General features: G+C 56.1%; 18 protein-coding genes. 9 read left to right on the top strand and 9 right to left on the bottom strand.

The genetic code is table 11. The features are described 5' to 3' along the window. The first annotated feature begins 2 nt into the window (after positions 1-2). Positions 3-311, top strand: coding sequence for a primosomal replication protein PriC (gene priC, locus N2M06_RS12675; RefSeq protein WP_317075859.1), 309 nt, complete (start codon positions 3-5; stop codon positions 309-311). On the opposite strand, the gene N2M06_RS12680 is transcribed toward priC, so the two are convergent. The 4 genes from N2M06_RS12680 to N2M06_RS12695 form a co-directional block, all read right to left on the bottom strand. Next, a complete protein-coding gene (locus tag N2M06_RS12680; RefSeq protein ID WP_019935286.1) occupies positions 295-2,256 on the bottom strand; it encodes an EAL domain-containing protein in 1,962 nt (653 codons plus the stop codon). The two genes, priC and N2M06_RS12680, sit on opposite strands and share 17 nt — an antisense overlap. After that, entirely contained in the window at positions 2,253-2,750 is a 498-nt protein-coding gene (locus tag N2M06_RS12685) for a molybdopterin-binding protein (RefSeq protein ID WP_317075857.1), read from the bottom strand. Before N2M06_RS12685 ends, N2M06_RS12680 begins: the two co-directional genes overlap by 4 nt. 171 nt (positions 2,751-2,921) lie before the next feature. Further along, on the bottom strand, positions 2,922-4,559 hold the full coding sequence (groL, locus tag N2M06_RS12690; RefSeq protein WP_346350937.1) for a chaperonin GroEL: 1,638 nt from the start codon (positions 4,557-4,559) through the stop codon (positions 2,922-2,924). A 32-nt stretch (positions 4,560-4,591) separates the two neighbouring features. Next, positions 4,592-4,885: a co-chaperone GroES gene (locus N2M06_RS12695; protein ID WP_019935282.1), complete on the bottom strand. Its 294-nt coding sequence runs from the start codon at positions 4,883-4,885 to the stop codon at positions 4,592-4,594. Between the two features lie 253 nt (positions 4,886-5,138). Here N2M06_RS12695 and N2M06_RS12700 point away from each other — a divergent pair, with 253 nt between their 5' ends. Continuing rightward, the gene (locus N2M06_RS12700) at positions 5,139-6,437 is read left to right on the top strand and encodes an MATE family efflux transporter (protein ID WP_019935281.1); all 1,299 of its coding nucleotides are present in this window, start codon (positions 5,139-5,141) and stop codon (positions 6,435-6,437) included. A 49-nt stretch (positions 6,438-6,486) separates the two neighbouring features. On the opposite strand, the gene N2M06_RS12705 is transcribed toward N2M06_RS12700, so the two are convergent. Then, a complete protein-coding gene (locus N2M06_RS12705; RefSeq protein ID WP_346350938.1) occupies positions 6,487-6,963 on the bottom strand; it encodes an FxsA family protein in 477 nt (158 codons plus the stop codon). 107 nt (positions 6,964-7,070) lie between these two features. On the opposite strand from N2M06_RS12705, the gene N2M06_RS12710 reads away from it, so the two are divergent. Next, a complete protein-coding gene (locus N2M06_RS12710) occupies positions 7,071-7,502 on the top strand; it encodes a protein-disulfide reductase DsbD domain-containing protein (protein WP_346350939.1) in 432 nt (143 codons plus the stop codon). A 1-nt stretch (position 7,503) separates the two neighbouring features. Here N2M06_RS12710 and N2M06_RS12715 read toward each other — a convergent pair whose 3' ends face one another. Then, a complete protein-coding gene (locus tag N2M06_RS12715) occupies positions 7,504-8,214 on the bottom strand; it encodes an SIMPL domain-containing protein (RefSeq protein ID WP_346350940.1) in 711 nt (236 codons plus the stop codon). Between the two features lie 26 nt (positions 8,215-8,240). Here N2M06_RS12715 and N2M06_RS12720 point away from each other — a divergent pair, with 26 nt between their 5' ends. Continuing rightward, positions 8,241-8,609 (top strand): GIY-YIG nuclease family protein, encoded by a 369-nt coding sequence (locus N2M06_RS12720; RefSeq protein WP_346350941.1) that lies wholly within the window; start codon positions 8,241-8,243, stop codon positions 8,607-8,609. Here the strand turns inward: N2M06_RS12720 and fkpA are convergent. Next, a complete protein-coding gene (gene fkpA, locus N2M06_RS12725; RefSeq protein WP_019935276.1) occupies positions 8,596-9,450 on the bottom strand; it encodes an FKBP-type peptidyl-prolyl cis-trans isomerase in 855 nt (284 codons plus the stop codon). The genes N2M06_RS12720 and fkpA overlap by 14 nt on opposite strands. A gap of 135 nt (positions 9,451-9,585) precedes the next feature. Here fkpA and N2M06_RS12730 point away from each other — a divergent pair, with 135 nt between their 5' ends. Together N2M06_RS12730 and N2M06_RS12735 are read left to right on the top strand one after the other, a co-directional pair. Further along, positions 9,586-10,539, top strand: a complete 954-nt coding sequence (locus N2M06_RS12730) for a hypothetical protein (RefSeq protein ID WP_317075854.1) — start codon at positions 9,586-9,588, stop codon at positions 10,537-10,539. Next, complete coding sequence (locus N2M06_RS12735) at positions 10,532-10,747, top strand: SlyX family protein (protein ID WP_346352180.1); 216 nt, start codon at positions 10,532-10,534, stop codon at positions 10,745-10,747. The genes N2M06_RS12730 and N2M06_RS12735 overlap by 8 nt, the downstream gene beginning before the upstream one ends. A gap of 131 nt (positions 10,748-10,878) precedes the next feature. On the opposite strand, the gene slyD is transcribed toward N2M06_RS12735, so the two are convergent. Then, a complete protein-coding gene (gene slyD, locus N2M06_RS12740) occupies positions 10,879-11,385 on the bottom strand; it encodes a peptidylprolyl isomerase (RefSeq protein ID WP_019935273.1) in 507 nt (168 codons plus the stop codon). A gap of 234 nt (positions 11,386-11,619) precedes the next feature. Further along, complete coding sequence (locus N2M06_RS12745; protein ID WP_019935272.1) at positions 11,620-11,820, bottom strand: YheV family putative zinc ribbon protein; 201 nt, start codon at positions 11,818-11,820, stop codon at positions 11,620-11,622. A gap of 62 nt (positions 11,821-11,882) precedes the next feature. Between N2M06_RS12745 and N2M06_RS12750 the strand changes: the two genes are divergently transcribed. The 3 genes from N2M06_RS12750 to N2M06_RS12760 are packed head-to-tail and all read left to right on the top strand — an operon-like array spanning position 11,883 to position 14,913. Further along, entirely contained in the window at positions 11,883-12,605 is a 723-nt protein-coding gene (locus N2M06_RS12750) for a hypothetical protein (protein WP_346350942.1), read from the top strand. Beyond that, positions 12,602-14,500 (top strand): ABC transporter ATP-binding protein, encoded by a 1,899-nt coding sequence (locus tag N2M06_RS12755; protein WP_346350943.1) that lies wholly within the window; start codon positions 12,602-12,604, stop codon positions 14,498-14,500. The genes N2M06_RS12750 and N2M06_RS12755 overlap by 4 nt, the downstream gene beginning before the upstream one ends. Further along, positions 14,497-14,913: a TIGR02444 family protein gene (locus tag N2M06_RS12760; RefSeq protein ID WP_019935269.1), complete on the top strand. Its 417-nt coding sequence runs from the start codon at positions 14,497-14,499 to the stop codon at positions 14,911-14,913. The genes N2M06_RS12755 and N2M06_RS12760 overlap by 4 nt, the downstream gene beginning before the upstream one ends. Positions 14,914-14,922: the final 9 nt, after the last annotated feature.

Here is a 14,922-nt window from a genome sequence, read left to right on the forward strand (position 1 = left end):
TTATGCACGACTCGGTAATAGATCGGCTGAACGATACGCTGAAAGAGCTGTACCATCAGGCCATAGATGCCGATAAAAAGCTCACCGCCCTGCGCACCAAGGGCCAGGCCAGGTTCAGTGCTGTGCTGAGCGAAGACAGCCAGTTCACTACGCATGCCGATCACTTTATGCCCTATGTAGCAGAGCTGGCTGATGAGCTGGAGATGCTGTCTTCCTGCTCAGAGGAAGAGTATCAGGCGTTACTGGCACGTATGGTGCACAAAATTCAGCTGCTGGCTTCCACACTGAGTCAGTTTATGCGTCTGGACTAAGTTCGAAGTCGGTCAGTCTGGCGGGGCCTCCTCTGTGCTCCAGCCATTCCCGTACTTCCATGGCTTCCAGAGACGGACTGACATAAGGTCCCTGCAACAACGTGCAGCCCTCCATGGTGGTAACCAGACCGGCTTCTGCTGCCGAACTGATACCACAACACAATACCGGCAGCTTAAGCACCCGGGCCAGCTCAAACAAACGGGTAAGCTGCTCTCTGGCGCCGGCGCGCTGCTCAATACCACTGCACCAGAACGCATCCAGCTGCAGCCAGCTCAAGGGCAATTGCACCAGTTGCCCCCATTGTGAGCATCCGGATCCAAACTCTGTCAGCATCACCCTTATGCCCTGCTGCTGCAGTGCCGTCAGCACTGCCTCTGCCTGCTGGCCGGCTTGCTGCAGTTCAGCCTCTGTCAGCTCCATTATCAGCGCGTCTCCTCCCAGACCGTGGCGTTCAAGCAGGTTGGTAAGCCGCTCGCTCAACGACGCGCGCAACACCGACAGCGGTAACGGCAGCGAAATAAACAGCGCTGAATTAAACATTCGCCACTCGGGTAAGCGCTCGGCAAGACGACTGACTGCCCATAGCAGCAGCCGCTCCGACAGCTGATACTGCTCTGTCATACGCTGCAGCTCGCTGCCGGCCACTTCACCAAAACGGGGATGCCGCCATTGCAGCGACAACCTCAGCCCGGCACATTCCCCGGACGGCGTAACCAGTGGATAGAACTGCAGTGTCAGACTGTCACTTGCCAGTGCCGCAGGCAAATCCCGCGCCAACTGTTGCCGGCGCTCGGCATCTTTCAGCAGTGATGAGTCAAAAATCACATAAGGCAGCTGATCCCGCCGGCACAGCTCCAGCGCCAGCTCAACACGAGCCAGCAGATCCACCATATTGTCAGCATCAGCCGGATATAATACGACGCCTATCTGAGGCGTAGGGTAAAAGTCATGGCCGCTGATGTTTTCCGCAGTGATCAGCTTCTGGCGGATTCGGGTAAGCTGAGCGCGAATTTCTGCCAGCTCCAGCATACCCTCTGTTGTCACAATCAGACCATCACGCCCGTAAGCCGATAAATGCTCGCCGGATAGAAGACATTGCCGTAACCGCTGTGCCAGTATCTGCTGTAACCTGTCTGCCACTTCAAAACCGAACTGCTGGCGAATGCGGGCCACCTCTTCCAGCTCAATCAGGGTAAGGCTAAAAGGCCGTTGACGGGCAATTAAATGCTCCAGCCGATAGTGCAGCGAAAAACGATTGGGCAGACCAGTGAGCGGATCATGCAGCAGACGCTTACGGTATCCCCATAATTCCATGGCCAGCATAAACAGCAGCAGCACGCCGCAGACGGCAAGACTCACAATACAGATATACAATTGCCGGCCCAGCTCACGGTAGGCCTGGTCATATTCCGCATAAAAAAGCACGTTACTGTGCATGGTGGCCGTCATGGTACGGGCCAGCGGCTCGGCATAAGGGCTGAGTTCCGCCAACAGCAACTGATAGCCGGGCTCACCGGGACGAATCGCCTTGACCAGCGGCTCCATGCCACGAACCCTGTCTTCAATCTGCTGAATAAGCTGCCATAGATCAGGTCTGTCAGTCAGCGTGTCTTTCAGCTGCTGGCTGAGCAGCACCGGTGTTCGGCTCCATAAAATATCGTAACGCAGCATCAGTTCATCGTGGCTGATAGCACCGGCATGAAGCAGCCGTACACCATCAAGAAAACGGTTCATTTCCAGCTTCAGCTGCATCAGTGACCAGGGCAGTTCATAGTTACGCTGCTCCAGCAAGGTGCTGTGCTGGCGTATATTCTGCAAAGAATATGCGGCCCCCAGACCAAATAGCAGCATGCACAGTGCAAGCAGCACTATGAGCGCCCGTTTAACCGAATGTGAAGCCCCCAGCGGATCCGTGCCGGGAACAGGAATAAACAATCTTTTCACTGAAGTGCCGTTTTTACTGTGATATGTCTGAGCTGCCAGGCCATATAGTGCAAAAATTCAGCCTGCTGTATTTCAGACAGACGATGATAAGGCAGCATCAGCCATAACGGACCTTTATTGCGCCGGCTCATGATAACGCCATCCTCACTCCAGGCCAGCACGGGTTGATAAGGAGCCAGCTGCTGCCAGTCAACGGCGACACTGAAGCCGTTCAGAGCCTGCAGATACAAAGTATGAATATCTTGTCCGGCAAACAAATTCGCCAGCAGGGCTGATAAATCTGCGCCTCTGTAGGTATGGAGCTGTTCAGACCAGGGATGCTGGGTTGTGATTTCTTTCCCGGGCAGAGCCTGCAGTTGAGACAGCGTAAATTCTGCCAGCTCATGATGATGGCCATCTTGTGTCATGCTACCGGAAATACTGAGTATAACCGGCTCCCGGGCCAGCGTTCCCCATGATATCAGACACAAAATCATAACAGCGATGTGCTTCATGGTGTTTCACCTGGCTGATGTGAACGATAAAAACACCGGTCATCATACCCAAAATACACCAGACAACAGAAGAGCAATTCAAATCTGCCATCAAGAAGACATAAAAAAACCGGACCTTTCGGTCCGGTTTCTGATGCAGGAATAATCCGGCAGGCAATAATGTGACTTAAATCACATCATGCCACCCATACCACCCATGCCGCCCATGTCAGGCATGGCCGGGGCATCGTCTTTCGGCAGTTCGGTCACCATGGCTTCAGTGGTGATCATCAGGCCGGCTACGGAAGCAGCGAACTGCAGTGCGGAACGGGTTACTTTGGTGGGATCCAGAATACCCATTTCCAGCATGTCGCCGTAGGTGTCGTTACCGGCGTTGTAACCCTGGTTGCCTTCGGAGGCTTTCACCTTGGATACCACTACGGAAGCTTCTTCGCCGGCGTTGGTAACAATCTGACGCAGCGGGGCTTCCATGGCGCGCAGGGCCACCTTGATACCCACGTTCTGATCTTCGTTGTCACCGGTCAGGCTGGCCAGCTTGGAAGCGGCACGCACCAGCGCAACGCCACCACCGGGCACCACGCCTTCTTCAACGGCTGCACGGGTAGCGTGCAGGGCGTCGTCGACGCGAGCTTTCTTCTCTTTCATTTCCACTTCGGTGGCAGCACCCACCTTGATCACGGCAACACCGCCGGCCAGCTTGGCCACGCGCTCCTGCAGTTTCTCGCGGTCGTAATCGGAAGAAGACTCTTCAATTTGCTGGCGAATTTGCGCTACACGGGCGTTAATGGCCTCGGCTTCACCCACACCGTCGATGATGGTGGTGTTGTCTTTGCTGATCACCACGCGCTTGGCACGGCCCAGATCTTCCAGAGTCGCTTTTTCCAGCTCCATGCCCACTTCTTCGGAGATAACAGTACCGCCGGTCAGAATGGCGATATCCTGCAGCATGGCCTTGCGGCGGTCGCCAAAGCCCGGGGCTTTAACACCGGCCACTTTCACGATGCCACGCATGTTGTTCACTACCAGAGTGGCCAGGGCTTCGCCTTCCACGTCTTCGGCAACCAGCAGCAGCGGCTTGGACTGCTTGGCCACCCCTTCCAGTACCGGCAGCAGTTCGCGAATATTGGACACTTTCTTGTCAACCAGCAGAATGAAGGGATCATCCAGCTCAACGGTGCCGGTTTCCTGCTTGTTGATGAAATAAGGAGACAGGTAGCCGCGGTCAAACTGCATGCCTTCTACCACATCCAGCTCGTCTTCCAGGCCCTGGCCTTCTTCCACAGTAATCACACCGTCGGTGCCCACTTTTTCCATGGCTTCGGCAATCAGGGTACCGACTTTTTCATCGGAGTTGGCAGAGATGGTGCCTACCTGAGCAATGGCTTTGGTGTCTTTGCAGGGTACGGACAGGGCTTTCAGCTCGATCACGGCCTGAGCAACGGCCTTGTCGATACCGCGTTTCAGATCCATGGGGTTCATGCCGGCGGCCACGGCCTTGAGGCCTTCGTTAACGATAGACTGAGCCAGTACAGTAGCAGTGGTGGTGCCGTCACCGGCCTCATCGTTGGCCTTGGAAGCCACTTCCTTCACCATCTGGGCACCCATGTTCTCGAACTTGTCTTCCAGCTCGATTTCCTTGGCCACGGATACGCCGTCTTTAGTGATGTTGGGCGCACCGAAGGACTTGTCCAGCACCACGTTGCGGCCTTTCGGACCCAGGGTTACCTTGACGGCGTCAGCCAGGATATTTACGCCTTTCAGCATTTTAACGCGGGCGTCGTTACCAAATTTTACGTCTTTAGCTGCCATTGTTTATCTTCCTTTAAAGTTGATGAACCGGATTATTCTTCGACGATGGCGAGAATGTCGCCTTCAGACAGGATCAGTACGTCCTGGCCATCCAGCTTCTCGGTTTTAACGCCAAACCCTTCGTTAAAGATCACCTTGTCACCGACCTTTACAGACATGGCTTTTACTTCACCGTTGTCCAGCGTGCGACCATTACCTACAGCCAGCACTTCACCGCGAGTGGATTTCTCTGCGGCAGAGCCGGTAAGAACGATACCGCCGGCCGACTTGGCCTCGGCTTCAATACGTTTGATAATGACGCGATCGTGCAATGGACGAATGTTCATCGATAACTCTCCTGATGAGTGTTGTTACCTTGTTAGATAAACGGCCAATGGCCGAAACCTGTTCCGTTGCCTTCCTATATGGGAGCGGTTTTCCTGCCTTCAAGAGCGATTGGTAAAAATTTTTTAAAATACCCGCACCAGCGGCGTTATCATGACCGCCATCTCTTCATTTACGGGTTTGCCAACACAGGGTTATTTTTTGCAACGCTCCAACTCCTTGCTAACTGCACCAATCGGCCCGCAACTGGCACGTATGACCGGTCCCATGGCGCTCGGCATAGTGGCGATCCTGGCGTTCAACCTGGTGGATACCTTTTTTATCGGCCTGCTGGGTACGGCACCACTGGCGGCGGTCACCTTTACTTTTCCGGTCACTTTTGTGGTGACCTCACTGGCCATGGGGCTGGGTGCCGGCCTGTCGGCCAGTCTGGGACAGGCACTGGGAGCCGGCCGCCACGAGCGGGCCGCCCGCTTTACCAGCGACAGCCTGCTGTTTTCTCTGTTGTTGATACTCATATTGGCTGGGCTGGGACTGGCCAGCATGGATATTGTATTTCCGTTGCTGGGTGCTCAGCCTGTGCTGCTTCCCCTTATTCATGATTACATGTTTATCTGGTATGCCGCCTGCCCCATGCTGATTGTGCCCATGGTGTGTAATGCCGCCATTCGAGCCACCGGTGATACCAAAACCCCGGGGCTGGTCATGCTGATAGCAGGCCTGGTCAACGGCATACTCGATCCTATACTGATTTTTGGCGCGGGCCCTTTCCCGCCAATGGGTATTCGCGGCGCCGCCATTGCCAGTGCCTGCTCCTGGCTGATGGCCATGCTGGTGGCCCTGACTTTGTTACAGCGCCGGGAGCAACTGCTGAGCTGGGAGCTTCCGTCACTGGGAGAAATGTTACAGCACTGGCGTCAGTTGCTGCATGTAGCTATTCCGGCGTCTTTTACCAGTGTGCTTAATCCGGTGGCTACCGCCCTGCTGATGCTGTTACTGGCAGACTTTGGCACCGAAACGGTAGCCGCCTACGGAGCTGCGTCCCGCATTGAAGCCGTGGTGCTGATTGTCATGATGGCACTGAGCTCGGTGCTGGCCCCCTTTATTTCTCAGAATACCGGCGCAGGCCAGTATGAACGCAGCCGCCATGGCCTGTTGCTGACCATGCGTTTTGCGTTGCTGTTTCAGTTTATTATTTTTGCACTGCTGTGGTGGCTGGCTCCCTGGCTGGCCGGCCTGTTTACCGACAGCGCTGAGGTGAGCCGCCTGCTGCAGCAATATCTGCAGCTGGTGCCCCTGAGCTACGGCTTGCAGGGCTGCTTTATGTTATTGGGAGCGGCACTGAACGGCTTGCGGGTGTCAATGATTTCCCTGCTGCTGAATGGCCTGCGGTTATTTGGCCTGCTGCTGCCGCTGGCCTGGCTGGGTGCTGAAATAGCAGGTGCCGAAGGGATGTTTACCGGTATTCTGTTAGCCAATATGCTGGCCGGCACCATCGCCTGCCTGTTTGCCTGGCACCGCTTTCCCTGGAAGATTCGCCATCCGCTGAGTTGAAAGCCCGGGGACTGGGGAGCTTCCGGCTTCCGGCTCCCGAAGGGGCCGGTTATTTGTCATCCTTGCGCTCGGCTTCGCCCTCAAAGGTAACGCCTTTTCTGTTACTCTCATCGTTCACCCGGGTTTCAGTGTGGTAGTAATACTCGGCACTGAAGGTATGGCCCTTGTCACCGCGCACATGGGCCCGGGACAAAAAGCGCTCCGCCAGGGCGGTGCGCACCGGCGGCAGCAACAGAAGAACACCGGCAAAATCGGTGACAAAACCGGGCAGCAACAGCAATACACCGCTCAGTGCCAGCATCATACCCGACACCATTTCCCGCGCCGGCGTTTCACCCCGGTTTACTTTTTGCTGAGCTTCCATCAGAGTCTGCAGACCCTGAATACGTACCAGGCTGATGCCGATAATGGCCGTCAGCAGAATGAGCGCTATGGTACTCCAGGCACCAATGGCTGAGCCCACCTCGATAAATACAAAAATTTCCAGCAAACCGGCACCAATTAAAAACAACAGTACTTTGCCCACAATCACCTCTTTTTGCCGTTCACGGCTTACAATGGGGTCAAGTTGATAAAAATGGGGTCACTTGTCCCGTTTTTCAAATATTACTGCACACACCAAGGAGAACGCCCTTGAAACCCACCCTGCTGATGGTCGCCCTTGCCGTACTGACTCTGATGCTGGCCCCCTTTGCGCTGGAGCAGCGCTCTGCATCAGCCCCTGCGGGGAATCAGGTTATGCCAGTAGAGCAAGCGTTTGTAATCACACACGAGCGCACAGACAGGGTACTGCAGCTGAACATCGACATAGCTCCCGGTGCCTATCTCTACCGGGACAAGCTGCAACTGACTGCCGAAAACCTGGCGCTGGGCAAATGGCAGCTGCCTGCCGGTGAGGCTTACGAGGACGAATACTTTGGCAAAAGCCATGTTTTTCGTGAGCCCCTCACCCTTGTCCTGCCGTTACAGCATTTAACCCGGGCCAGCCGGCTTACTCTGTCTTATCAGGGCTGCGGCAACGGCTTATGCTATCCGCCCCAGCTGCTGACCCTTGAGCTTGACTGAATTATTCCAGCAGGTATTCCACACTGGTCACAACCCGCACTTTTTTAACCTCAGGCGTGTAACTGTCCAAATCTGCAATGGAGAAATACCCCTGCTGGGCCGAGCGAATGCCGCCAACCTGTGCATCGGCATCATCGGCAAACTGGCGGGCCGCTTCCCGGGCATTGGCCGTAGCCTGGGCAATCATGTCGGGCTTGATGTCATTCAGGCCGGTAAAAATATACTGGGTTTTGTGCTCATAACTCTGGGTCAGTAACACGCCCTGACTGACCAGCCCGGCCACGGCGGGCTGGGAGTTTTTTACCAGATCCACCTGATTGCTGCGTACCAGCAAAACCGCATCGGCCCGGTAGCGCAGCGGAGAGCGCTGTTCGCCATACTGATTCGCCCACAGATCCTGCACCACGGGTGCGGAAAAACTCAGCTCATTCTGAGCAAAGCCCTGCTGCTGCAAAAAGCCGGTGATCTTGCTTCTGTCTTTATCAATGGCGGTGTAGAGATTTTCCAGGCTGTCGGCAGACACCGAAAAGCTCAGGGGCCACAATACCAGATCGGCCCGCACTTCCCGCTCGGCCAGCCCTTTTACCGATACCACCCGCTCCGACTGCTTCCAGATGTGCACCGCATCCTTGAGATAACTGCCGCCCCAAATCAGCCCGAGGGCTATCAGGCCGCCCAGCAGGGCTGCCTGCCCGGTTCCGTTTGCTTTCATAAAAAACCCCGTTAGCATTTGCCGCTATGAACGATTCGAGTGTAACGCATTCCATGACACAGGCCAGCTCACCTTCTCAATGGTTTCTTTATTTGCTGCGCTGCCAGGATGGCAGCCTTTACAGCGGCATCAGTACCGCGCCCGAACGCCGCTGCCATGAGCATAATAAAATACAGCGACGGGCGTCCCGCTATGTGTGGGCGCGACGTCCCGCTATCCTGGTGTGGCAACAGCCGGTGGCCGACAAATCCACAGCGCTGAAACTGGAATACCGGCTAAAGCGCCTGCCCAAAACAAAAAAGGAGCAATTGCTGACGCAGCCTGATGGCTGGCAACAATTGCTCCCCGCACTCACCGGGGCCTCAGCCCCGAGTGCTGCACTTACTGCTGAGTAGCTTCTTCCTGCTGTGCAGCCACGGCTTCTTCAGCGTCGGCGGCCTTTTCAATATCCAGCAGCTCTACCTCGAAAATCAGCACGGCATTACCGGGAATGGAGCCGGCACCGGTTTCACCATAAGCCAGCTCAGCGGGAATAAAGAATTTATATTTGGCACCGACCGGCATCAGCTGAACCCCTTCGGTCCAGCCCGGAATAACCTGATTCAGCGGAAAACTGGCCGGCTCGCCACGCTCTACCGAGCTGTCAAAGGTAGTGCCATCAATCAAGGTGCCGGTGTAGTGTACCGTGACCACATCTTCTGCAGCAGGCTGGTCACCTTCGGCAGCGGTCAGCACTTCATATTGCAGACCGGACTCGGTTACCTCAACGCCGTCGCGCTTGGCATTATTCTCAAGAAACTCCTGCCCTTCCTTCAGAGTGGCTGCCGCTTCTTCTTTGGCTTTGGCTTCAATCAGCTCATTGATATGAGTGTCATAGTCCATCAGTGCCTGTTTGACTTCTTCTTCCGTCATGTCAGCGTCGGCACCAAAACCGTCTTTTACGCCCTGCAGGATTACGTCATTGTTAAGGTCAATACCCAGCTCCTGCTGTTTTTCGAGCGTGGAGCCAATGTAGCGCCCCATGGACAGGCCAATGGCATAGGCAGACTTATCCTCGAAACTGCTCAGCTCCGCTGCACCGTCAGCTGACGATGCAGCCTGAGTTTCTGCCGCTTTGCCTTCAACCGCAGTGGCATTTTCTGCCGGTGCAACAGAGGCTGCCTGCTCGTCATTACAACCACTCAAGCCCGCCATCACGGCGGTAGCCAGCAAACTGACCTGTAACAGCTTTTTCATTATCAACTCCGAATCGGGTGCACAGGCACCTTGGAAAATGAGAGACTTATACTCAGGGATTTATACTAACCTTGCAACTTGTCCATGCGAAACCCTTTAAACATAAAAAGCGGCACCGGCCTCATTGGTGCGGCAATGCTTGTCCTGATACTGGCCGGCTGTGACGCCGGTAACGCTCCGTTGAGCAGCCAACCACTGGCCAACGGAGCCATACTGGCCGCCGAAACCAATGGCCGCTTTACGCTGGTTACCTCAGGCAATGGTCCGGTACAGGTATGGCGGCAGGGTGATGCCACCCCGCTTTATCAGTGGCATCAGGGCGAGGAAACCGATCCTGTATTGCTGCTGACCATCAGCCCCGGCGGTAATGCCGCAGCAACGGCAACCAGCCACACCGTTGCTGTCTGGTCACTGGAAAGCGGCCAGAACCTGGGCTTTTACAGCTTACCGCAGAGCCTGAGAGCGCTGGCACTGGCGAATAATGGCCAGGCGCTGCTATTGGGTTACCAAAATGGCACAGTGGAGTTTGTAAACCTGAACACCGGCCGGCGGTTGCAGTATTTTGGCCATGAAAATGTGATTAACAGCCTGGATCTTTCTGCTAACGGCCGCTACGCCCTGAGTGCCAGCCATGATGGCATGGTGCACTTCTGGCAGACCACAGATGCTGCCCTGCTGGCCAGCTGGCAGCACAGTAATAGTGCCAACCTGGTTAAACTGGACGAACACGGTAGCTATGCCTTTAGTGCAGACGCGCAGGGTAACGGCGAAATACATCACCTGCCCGGCGGTGAGCTGCAGGCACAACTTAAAGTACCGGCACGGGGCCAGACTTTTGTGAGTGCCCGACTGAATGCCGGACAGAACCTGCTGGCTACCGGCGGCACCAGTCGCCGGCTGGATCTTTGGCAGCTTGACAGTGGCACGCACCTGCAGCAATGGCAGGTTGGCTTACACACTCAGCTAAGGCCCGCCAGCGCCATGGTGTATAGTGTCGCCTTTGTTTCGCCCGACACGCTTTACAGCGCCAGCTCTTCCGGCCTGGCCGAAACCTGGACAATCACCAACAGTGAGCAGAATGATGAATGACGAAGTGCTGCAGCGGCTTGAGCAGCTGGAAACCCGGCTGGCTTTTCAGGACGACACCATAGAACTACTGAATCAGGAAATTACCGCTCAGGGTGGCGAAATTGCCCGGCTTAAGCTTCAGCTCAGCCTGCTGAGCAAAAAACTCAAGGAAATTCAGCCCGGTCAGATCGCCAGCCAGGCAGAAGAAACCCCGCCGCCGCATTACTAACAGCGCGAAGCCGTTACCTGGATGTACCTGAAGCGTGTCGGCGTAGTGTAACCGCGCTGCTGCTTCGCCGTGCACGGCTCTACAGACGATATAAAAAAGGCGCCGCAGCGCCTTTTTTATTGCCATTACTCTTAGTGGTGATGATCGCAGCAGCCGCCGCTGTGGTCATGATCGTGCTCACCATGCACATGGCCGTGGGCCAGCTCTTCTTCGGTGGCTTCACGCACCTTGCGTACCACGCCCTTGAAGCACAGTGTCATGCCTGCCAGCGGATGGTTGCCATCCACTTTCACATATTCTTCGGCCACTTCCAGAATGGTCACCGGACGCTGACCGTCATCGGTCTCGGCCACAAAAGTGTCGCCTTCAGACACTTCCATGCCGTCAAACAGCTCGCCGGGCACAGACTGCACCAGAGTGTCGTCATAATCGCCGTAAGCCTGATCCGGGGTCAGAGTTACATCAAATTCGTCACCAGCGGCTTTGCCGGCAAGCTGGGTTTCCAGTCCGCTGACCAGAAAACCGGTGCCGTGCAGATATTCCAGCGGCTGTTTGTTATCGGTGGTGTCCAGCACTTCGCCATCGGCGTTGCTGACAGTAAAGTCCAGTGTAACCACTGCGTTATCGGATACTTTCATGGGATTAACCCTGCCTGTAAATGGTACTGAATAGAATACATGATGGGCCGGCGGGATGAAATGAAGGCCATAAACAGAAAATGGCCCCGAGGGGCCATTTGCGGCAGAATTCAAGGAAACACAGGGAATGAAACTTGCGCTCTGCCAAGAGCAGTCTAGCCTGAAAGGCACCTCCATACCAAGCGGTCACAAGCCAAGCGCACGAAAAGCACACAAAAACTGTGGAATATTCAATTATTCCGGGCGAAAAATACCAATAACCTCACCGCCGGCAGCAGATTCGGTGTTTTCATCTGCCTGACTTTTACGGTGACCACATTGCACACACTCGACCTTCTCGACACCATGCTCCATATACAGCATCATGGTATCTGCTGACTGACACTCTGGGCAGACGGCACCGGCTATAAACCGCTTTCTGCGACGGGTTTCCATGAAAGGGGATCCTGTACCATTTATCATGATGAAAATTTTCCGCCAAAAACGAACCAATCACAATGACCGCAAGCGCCCATTACAGTATTCATCATCAGCTTTTCGATCTGCCTCACTTAACCCCGGGCAAACGCCGCCGCCATATTAAAGGTGTGCTGCTGCTGGTGCATAAAGGCTCGGGCCTGCTGCAGCTTGGCCGCCAGCACGTTCCGCTGACCAGGGGTGAAGGCGCTTTTCTGCCCGCTGACACCCTGTTTGCCTGGCACGCCCTGGCAGGCAGCCGGGTCAGCCGCATTGAACTGTCCTGCCGGCTGACTCAGCCGCAGCAGGCCGGCCGCTTTTATCCCACTGAGCTGTTGGCTGCCATTACCGGCAAGCTGGCCCGCTGGCAGGGCGAACAGACCTGGCAGGGACCTTATGGCCGTCTGTGCCGCGCTTTGCATGATGAGCTGCCGGCACAACAATTACTGCCTTTTGAGGCGATGGCTGAGTTACCTGCCCGCGTGGCAGCCAATCCGGCAGGATTTACCCTTGCCGATAACGAGCAAGAAGACTTCAGGGCCCTGTTTGGCTGCGATGCCGGCAACTGGCAGCGCCAGTATGCCCTGCTGCAGATGCTGCGGGAGTTGCCCAAGGCGGCAGATCCGGATGCCCTGGCCAAAGCTCACGGCTTTGCTTCTTTCCCCCAGTTTGAGCAGGATTGCTGGCACTGGCTGGGCAGCCCCTGTCATAGCCGGGGCAAAACAGCTAGAATACCGCTTTTGCACAACTTCGGGTTTCTATGATCACCCTCAGCCAGATTGAATTGCTCCGGGGCGGCCGCCCCCTGCTGAAAGACGCCACTGCCACCATTCACGGCGGCCAGAAAGTCGGCCTGGTGGGTAAAAACGGTTGCGGCAAGTCTACCCTGTTTGCTCTGCTCAAAGGCGAGCTGAGCGTGGACAGCGGCCAATTTGCCCTGCCCGCCGACTGGCAGCTGGCCAGTGTGGCTCAGGAGACCCCGGCGCTGGACTGCTCCGCCCTCGACTATGTGATTGACGGCGATCAGCAATATCGTCGCCTGTGCCGGGAGCTGGAAGCCGCCGAAGCCAGCCACAACGGTATGGCCATTGCCGAGCTGCATGGCCGGCTTGAGACCCACGGCGGTTACCATATTCACGCCCGTGCTGCCGCCCTGCTGCATGGCCTGGGCTTTGCCAACGAGGCTCACGCCCGTCCGGTCAGTGATTTCTCCGGTGGCTGGCGCATGCGCCTTAACCTTGCCCAGGCGCTGATCTGCCGCTCCGACTTGCTGCTGCTGGATGAACCCACCAACCACCTGGATCTGGACGCGGTGATCTGGCTGGAACGCTGGCTGAAAAGCTATGACGGTACTCTGATATTGATTTCCCACGACCGCGACTTTCTCGATGCCGTGGTCAACCGCATTATTCATATCGAAAACAGCCAGCTGAACGAATATACCGGCAATTACTCCGATTTTGAGCGCATGCGAGCCGAACAGCTGGCATTACAACAATCGATGTTTGAAAAGCAGCAGAAAGCGCTCAGCCATATGCAAAGCTACGTGGACCGCTTTCGCTACAAGGCCAGCAAGGCCAAACAGGCCCAGAGCCGGCTCAAGGCCATGGAAAAGATGGAGCGCATTCTGCCCGCTCATATCGACTCCCCGTTCAGCTTTAGTTTTCGTCCGCCGGCCAGCCTGCCGGTGCCGCTGATTGCCATGGAAAAACTGGCGGCCGGTTATGGCAACAAGGAAATTCTGTCCAATATCAAGCTCAACCTGGTACCCGGTTCGCGCATCGGTCTGCTGGGGCGTAACGGTGCCGGCAAATCCACTTTTATCAAGTTGCTGGCGGGTGAGCTGACGCCCCTGCACGGCAAGCTGGAAGCCAGCAAAGGCGTGGCGCTGGGCTACTTTGCCCAGCATCAGCTGGAAAGTCTGCATCCGCAGGAGTCAGCACTGACTCACCTGGCACGGCTCGATCCCAACGCCACCGAGCAGAGCATGCGGGATTATCTGGGGGGCTTTGACTTTCATGGCGACAAGGTCAAAGAGCTGGTAGGTCCCTTTTCCGGTGGCGAAAAAGCCCGGCTGGTGCTGGCGCTGATCGTTTACCAGAAACCCAACCTGCTATTGCTGGATGAGCCTACCAACCATCTGGATCTGGATATGCGCGAGGCCCTGACCCTGGCGCTGCAGGCCTTTGAAGGGGCCATGGTTATCGTGTCTCACGACCGCCACCTGCTGCGCGCCACTACCGACGAATTCTATCTGGTGGATGCCGGCAAGGTTGAGCCGTTTGACGGCGACCTCGATGATTATCACCAGTGGCTTACCGAGCAGGATAAAGCCGAGCAACCGGCTCAGAGCAGCACCGCCGGTGACAACTCGGCCCAGGCCCGCAAAGCTGAAAAGCGGCGTCAGGCTGAGCTGCGTCATCAGACTCAGCCCCTGCGCAAGGCCATTACCAAACTGGAAAAAGACATGGAGCGCTGCCAGCTGCAACTGGCGGCTATAGAGCAGCAGCTGGCCGACCCCGATATTTACGCTGCCGAGCACAAGGCCCGGTTGCAGCAGCTGCTGAAAGATCAGAGCCCGCTGCAACAACAGCTGGCCGAGGCAGAAATGGAGTGGCTGACGCTGCAGGAGCAGCTGGAAGATCTGGAGCAGCCATGATTAACGCCGATGAGCTGTGGAAATTCAGCGAACAGCATTACAGCCGCCCCGGTGTAGCTGCCGCCTGTCTGGAGCTGCAGGATGATTATGGTGCCAATGTAAATCTGCTGCTGTTATTACTGCTGCTGGAAGAGCAAGGGCAGACCACAGAACTTGCGCCTTTTATGCCGCTGCTTGAAAGCCGGCGGGGCATGTTTGCCCACTGGCGGAGTCTGCGCCGGCGGCTGAAGCCTGAACTCGGTGCCGACGACTATGCTCAGCTGTTGCAGCACGAGCTGGAGCTGGAGCGCTGGCAGCAGGAAGAGCTGCTCACTGTGCTGACAGCCGTGCCGGGCAGCGGTGCCCTGCTTGCTTACCTCAATACGTTACAGGTGGATAATGCTCACCTGTGGCAGCTTAAACTTGCCGGTTAAGAGAGACTT

The organism is Oceanimonas sp. AH20CE76, from assembly GCF_039654065.1.
Lineage (GTDB): Bacteria > Pseudomonadota > Gammaproteobacteria > Enterobacterales > Aeromonadaceae > Oceanimonas > Oceanimonas smirnovii.